4 protein-coding genes and 3 pseudogenes are annotated in these 5,608 nt (G+C 62.8%); all 7 read right to left on the bottom strand.

Going from position 1 to position 5,608, the window contains the following annotated elements; translation table 11 throughout:
- Positions 1 to 416: 416 nt before the first annotated feature.
- A pseudogene (locus tag AC1DWI_RS15220) lies at positions 417 to 1,415 on the bottom strand (NAD(P)/FAD-dependent oxidoreductase); the annotation flags it as partial.
- Positions 1,414 to 1,602 (bottom strand): annotated as a pseudogene (locus AC1DWI_RS15215) (indolepyruvate ferredoxin oxidoreductase subunit alpha); the annotation flags it as partial. The pseudogenes AC1DWI_RS15215 and AC1DWI_RS15220, both read right to left, overlap by 2 nt.
- 90 nt (positions 1,603 to 1,692) lie before the next feature.
- Positions 1,693 to 3,018 (bottom strand): sulfate adenylyltransferase subunit 1, encoded by a 1,326-nt coding sequence (locus tag AC1DWI_RS15210; protein ID WP_477670835.1) that lies wholly within the window; start codon positions 3,016 to 3,018, stop codon positions 1,693 to 1,695.
- 114 nt (positions 3,019 to 3,132) lie between these two features.
- Positions 3,133 to 4,089: a sulfate adenylyltransferase subunit CysD gene (gene cysD, locus AC1DWI_RS15205; RefSeq protein WP_477651623.1), complete on the bottom strand. Its 957-nt coding sequence runs from the start codon at positions 4,087 to 4,089 to the stop codon at positions 3,133 to 3,135.
- Between the two features lie 7 nt (positions 4,090 to 4,096).
- The gene (locus AC1DWI_RS15200) at positions 4,097 to 4,717 is read right to left on the bottom strand and encodes a phosphoadenosine phosphosulfate reductase domain-containing protein (protein ID WP_477670834.1); all 621 of its coding nucleotides are present in this window, start codon (positions 4,715 to 4,717) and stop codon (positions 4,097 to 4,099) included.
- A gap of 5 nt (positions 4,718 to 4,722) precedes the next feature.
- Positions 4,723 to 5,118 (bottom strand): DUF934 domain-containing protein, encoded by a 396-nt coding sequence (locus tag AC1DWI_RS15195; protein ID WP_477670833.1) that lies wholly within the window; start codon positions 5,116 to 5,118, stop codon positions 4,723 to 4,725.
- A gap of 11 nt (positions 5,119 to 5,129) precedes the next feature.
- Positions 5,130 to 5,608, bottom strand: a pseudogene (locus AC1DWI_RS15190) (nitrite reductase); the annotation flags it as partial.

Genomic DNA, 5,608 nt, shown 5'->3' with positions numbered 1-5,608 from the left:
GACCAGCAGGCCCACCCCGAGGCTGAGCCAGAGCGCAGCATGGTCGCTCCAGCCGAACAGGCGGTCACTGGAGGGCAATGGCGCAAGCGCGGTGTTGCCGGCGGCGGCAGAAGTAGAAGTCGTGGTCATCAGCAGTTCCGATCATCGATGCCAGGTCGGCCTGCTTGAAGCCCGAAAGAACAGCGGGCATCCGGAACATGCTTCCCTGCGCGAGGATTACCTCAAATCAGGTTCAAAGGGACTTTCTCAGCCACCGCAATTCGCGCGACGAATTGCAGCAACACTCCCAGCGAAAGCGCCTATGCAGACGCCAGCCAAATTGTAGGGTGATTCCGGGGCGGGCCTATTGCGTAAGCCGTACAGGCAACAAAAAGCCCGCACGCGGCGGGCTTTCAGGTGGAGCGAGCCAGTTCGGCTCAGTCGTCAAACACCGGCGATTCAACGCCCAGCACCTTGTGCAGTTTCGGGCTGGTCGTGGTGTATTGCAGGTGGATCTTCTTGTCCGGGAAGATCAAGGGAGCCGCGCCAAAAGCTGCCAGCGCGCACTCATGGAAGCCGCTGAGGATCAGCTTCTTCTTGCCGGGGTAGGTGTTGATGTCGCCGACTGCAAAAATGCCCGGAACATTGGTGGAAAACTTCTCGGTGTCTACCTTGAGCTGCTTGCGCTCGATGTCCAGGCCCCAGTTGGCGATCGGTCCGAGCTTGGGTGACAGGCCGAAGAACACCAGCAGCACGTCCAGCGGGACGACACGCGTCACGCCGTCGGAGCCGGTGACCTTGGCGCCGGTCAGCTTGCCGTCTTTTTCTTCGTAGCCGGTGATCTGGCCCACGATGAACTGCATCTCGTAGGCGTCGCAAAGCTCGCGCATTTTGGCCACGCTGGCAGGCGCCGCCTGGAAGCCGTCGCGGCGGTGGATCAGGATCACGCTCTCGGCCTTGTTCGGGCCCTCGGCGACAAAGTTCAGCGTCCAGTCAAGCGCGGAATCGCCGCCGCCCACAATCACCAGGTTCTTGCCGGCAAAGTCGGCGGGGCTCTTCACGCGGTAAAACAGCTGGCTTTCGTCAAATTTCTCCAGGCCGTCCACGCGCAGCAGCTTGGGCTGGAAGGCACCCACACCGGCTGCGATGAAAATGGTTTTGGTCAGGAAGCGCGTGCCTTTTGACGTTTCGACAAAGAAGCGGCCGTCCTGCTGCTTTTCAACCACGCTGACTTCCTGGCCGAAATGAAAGGTCGCGCCAAAGGGTTCGATCTGCTTGAGCAGGTTGTCGGTCAGCTCCTTGCCGGTGCACACGGGCACGGCCGGAATGTCGTAAATCGGCTTGTCGGGGTAAAGCTCAATGCACTGGCCGCCCGGGTAGGCCAGCGAGTCGATCACATGGGCCTTGATCTCAAGCAGGCCGAGCTCAAACACCTGACGGCACGTCTTCCTCGGCGTAGATGGCATTGACCGGGCACTCGGGGATGCAGACGGCGCAGTCGATGCATTCGTCCGGATCGATCACCAGCATGTTGGGGCCTTCCCGGAAGCAATCCACGGGGCAGACATCCACACAGTCGGTGTATTTGCAGCGGATGCACGATTCGGAGACGATGTGAGTCATGTTATTTGGGGCTAATCGGTGGAAACCCTCAATTTTAAGAGGATTCCGTGAGCAGGGTTAAGTCGTTGAGGGCGCGGGGCTTGATCCTGGTCAAAGGATCAGCACGGCACCTGAAGTCTTGTTCGAGGCGGTGTCCACCAGGACCAGCGAGCCCAGCATGCGCGACCGGGCATAGGGCAGGGTGGCCAGCGGCTCCTGCAGGCTCAGCTCGATGTGGCCGATGGCATTGGGCGGAAGCTCGCTGGCGTCTTCCTCGGCGAGGGTGTTGACGTCGAGCTTGTGAACGATGCGTTTGACCTTGGCCTTGACCCAGCGGTGGCCATGCAGCGCCCAGTAGACGCGTCCGGCGACCAGCGGCTCATCGTCCATCCAGGCCACGGTGGCCGAGATCTCCCGCGAGGGCTCAAAGGTATCAGTGGCCAGCAGCCAGTCGCCGCGCGACACATCGACTTCCCGGTCCAGCACGATGCCTGCACTGTGGCCGGCCAGGATGGCCTTGGGCTGGCGGGCATGGTCCAGCACCTGCGCCACCACGGCCGTCTTGCCGCTGGGGAGTATGGTCACGCTCTGGCCCGGCTGTACGCCGCCCGAGGCAACGCGGCCCCAGAAGACGCGCCGTCCTTGAGAGGTATCGGATGAAGATGAAAACTTTTCAACCCATTGCACCGGGAAGGCAAAGGCTTCGGTGGTCTCGGCGGGCGTAACGGGCAGGTGTTCCAGCAACTGCAGCAGCGACAAGCCTTCATAACCGCACCAGCCGGGTTGGGCATCCACCACGTTAAAGCCTTTGAGGGCGGACACGGGCACAGTCGCTTTCACCGGGATTTTCCCGGCCCGGGCGAATGCTGCCAGCGCTGCTTCAATGTTCCTGAAAGCCAGCGTCGGGTCTTCCACGGCGTCGAGCTTGTTCACGGCGAACACGATGGACGGCACACGCAGCAGGTTGACCAACAGCGAATGGCGGCGGGTTTGCTGCAGCAGCTCCAGCGCAGGGTTTTTCCAGTCGAGCTTGGTCGCATCCACCAGCACGACGGCGGCGTCGGCACTGGAGGCGGCCGTCACCATGTTGCGGGTGTATTGCTCATGCCCTGGGGCATCGCCAATGATGAATTTGCGGCTTTCAGTGGCGAAATAGCGGTAGGCCACGTCAATGGTGATGCCCTGTTCGCGCTCGGCTGAAAGGCCGTCCGTCAGCAATGCCAGGTCGGTTTCACCCTGGCGCTGCACGCCGGCCAGATGGTCCTGCAGCACGGCCTTGCTGTCCACCAGCAGGCGGCCGATCAGGGTGCTTTTGCCGTCGTCGACCGAACCGCAGGTGATGAACTTCAACGCAGGTTTCAGGTCGTTTTGGCCTGCAACCGTTTCTGGCTGTGCGCCACCAGCTATCAAATCAGTAGTGTGGGTACTTGTAGTCATCTCAGTCTCAAAAATGGTGGCAAGGTCTTTATCAGTGGGGGCCGCGGGTCCGGCTGTGCCGGTCCGCAGGCGCCGCCCCCTGGGGGGAGCAGGCGAAGCCTGCCCGGGGGAGAACTAAAAATACCCGTCTTTCTTGCGCTTTTCCATGGAGGCGTCGGAGGTCTTGTCGTCCATGCGCGTGGCGCCGCGCTCGCTCACGTCGGCGGCCAGCGTTTCAATCACGATCTCGGCCGCCGTGGCGGCCGGGCTGTCCACCGGGCAGGTGCAGGTGATGTCGCCGACGGTGCGAAAACGCACGGTCTTTTCCACCACCTGTTCGCCGTCGCGCGCGGGCGTGAGCTCCGTCACCGGCACCAGCAGGCCCTTGCGCTCAACCACCTTGCGCTGGTGCGCGTAGTAGAGCGATGGCAGGGCAATCTTTTCGCGCTCGATGTACTGCCACACGTCGAGTTCGGTCCAGTTGGAGATCGGGAAAACGCGAAAGTGCTCGCCAGGCTGCAGACGCGTGTTGAACAGCGTCCAGAGTTCGGGGCGCTGGGCTTTGGGCTGCCACTGGCCGAAGCTGTCGCGGTGCGAAAAGATGCGCTCTTTGGCGCGCGCTTTTTCCTCGTCGCGGCGCGCGCCGCCAATCAGCGCGTCAAAGCGGAATTCGTCAATCGCCTCCAGCAGCGTGACCGACTGGTGCACATTGCGCGATTCGCCCGGGTGTGCCAGCCGCACGGTGCCGCGTTTCATCGAGTCTTCGACATTGCGCACGATCAGTTCGGCGCCCAGCTCTTTGGCGCGCAGGTCGCGAAAGTCGGTCACTTCATGGAAGTTGTGACCGGTGTCGATCATCAGAAGCGGGTAGGGAATGCGACCCACGCCGAACGCTTTCTCGGCGCACTTGAGCATCACCAACGAATCCTTGCCGCCCGAAAACAGCAGGGCCGGGCGCTCAAAGGCGGCGGCGACTTCACGCAGGATGAAGATGGTTTCTTCTTCCAGCGCGTCGAGGTGGGAGTTGGACAGCCGCGCGATGGAGGTCGCCGGGTCGGCTGGCAGCAGGTGGGATGGGGTGCGGGCGTTCATAGGTCAGTCAGTGCGCAAGGTGCAGGCCGCATTCGCGGTTGTCTTCGCCCTTGGTGGGGTCCACATAGTCAAAGTTGTTGGGCAGGCCGTTGATCTCACAGTACTGGTAAAGGTCCTTGGACGACCAGTGCAGGAGCGGCGCGACCTTGATCAGGCCGTCGGGGTTGACGCTGACCGGATCCATCTGGGCGCGTACCGCGGTGTCGGTGGCGCGCAAGGCCGTGAACCAGACCTGGGGCGCGGTTTCACGCAGAGCGCGGGCAAAGGGCTCGAGTTTCACCTCCTCAGTGAAGGCCGCATGGCGTGGATCGTCCAGCGCCGGGGTCGGACCCTCCACCGCCTCGCGGTGTGCACGGGAGCGGCGCGGCAGGTAAATATGCAGGTCCAGCTTGAGCAGCCTGGTCACTTCGTCGGCAAAGCGGTAGGTGGCCTCGGTGTTGTAGCCGTTGTCCATCCAGACCACGGGAACGCGGGAATTGGCGCGCGTCACCATGTGCAGTATCACCGCCTCGAAGGGACGGAAATTGGTGGTGACGATGGCGGGCCGGCCCAGTCCCACGGCCCAGCCCACCAGGCCCTGTGCGTTGTGGCCGAGTTCTGCGTTGATCTTTGCAAGGTCGAGGCTCATGGTGTTCAGGCGCAAGCCGCCTCCTTGAAGTGGGGTTGCACGTCCACCGCGTCGCCCTGGTATTTGCCTGCGCTGTAACCGGGGTAGGACGCCAGCACGCGCTGGGCCACGGCCATGTCCTGGTCGGCGCGCAGCACGGCGGTGTCAAAACCGCTGCGCTCCATCTGCGCCAGCTGGTCCACCAGTACGTCGCCGGTGGCGCGGATTTCACCCTTGAATTCGCGGCGGCGGCGCAGCAGGAAGGCCTGGCTGTAGGCGCGGCCGTCGGTGAACTTCGGGAAGTTCAGGTCAATGCGAGAGATGCCGTCGAGTGAGACCTCGAAGGGATCGGCGTCGTTCGCAAGGACCAGGGTACCGGGCTGTTCCGCGCCGCTTTGTTCGCTGAAAGGCAGTAATTTCATGGTCAGTCCTTTCAGTGCGCGACGGTGTTGGGGGCAAAGCGCGCAGCCTTGGCGGCGGCCTTGTACGGTTCAATGCCGACGCGACGGAAAGTCGCAATGAACGTTTCGCCGTCCTCGCGCAGCTGGCGATAGGTGTCCAGCACCGCTTCAATGACTTCGGGCACTTCGGCGCCGGTAAACGAAGGGCCGACCACCTTGCCGGGCACCGAGGCACCGCTCAGCGTGGAACCATCGGAGCCGCCCAGCGAGACCTGGTACCACTCCAGGCCATCCTTGTCCACACCCAGGATGCCGATGTGGCCGCTGTGATGATGGCCGCAGGAGTTGATGCAGCCGCTGATGTGCAGGTCAATCTCGCCCAGGTCGTGCAGCTCGTCCATGTCCTGGTAGCGCTCGGTGATGGCTTCGGCGATCGGGATGGAGCGCGCATTGGCCAGCGAGCAGAAGTCGCCACCGGGGCAGGCGATCATGTCGGTCAGCAGGTGGATGT

It is taken from the genome of Polaromonas sp. P3_C2, from assembly GCF_056402675.1.
Note: the sequence above shows the minus strand (reverse complement) of the source record. Positions and strands in the feature narration are given on the sequence as shown.

What these genes read in the sequence shown, in the direction of transcription:
- AC1DWI_RS15195 (WP_477670833.1), bottom strand. Translation starts at nt 5,118, where the DNA reads ATGAAATTACTGCCTTTCAGCGAACAAAGCGGCGCGGAACAGCCCGGT.
- cysD (WP_477651623.1), bottom strand. Translation starts at nt 4,089, where the DNA reads ATGAACGCCCGCACCCCATCCCACCTGCTGCCAGCCGACCCGGCGACC.
- AC1DWI_RS15210 (WP_477670835.1), bottom strand. Translation starts at nt 3,018, where the DNA reads ATGACTACAAGTACCCACACTACTGATTTGATAGCTGGTGGCGCACAG.
- AC1DWI_RS15200 (WP_477670834.1), bottom strand. Translation starts at nt 4,717, where the DNA reads ATGAGCCTCGACCTTGCAAAGATCAACGCAGAACTCGGCCACAACGCA.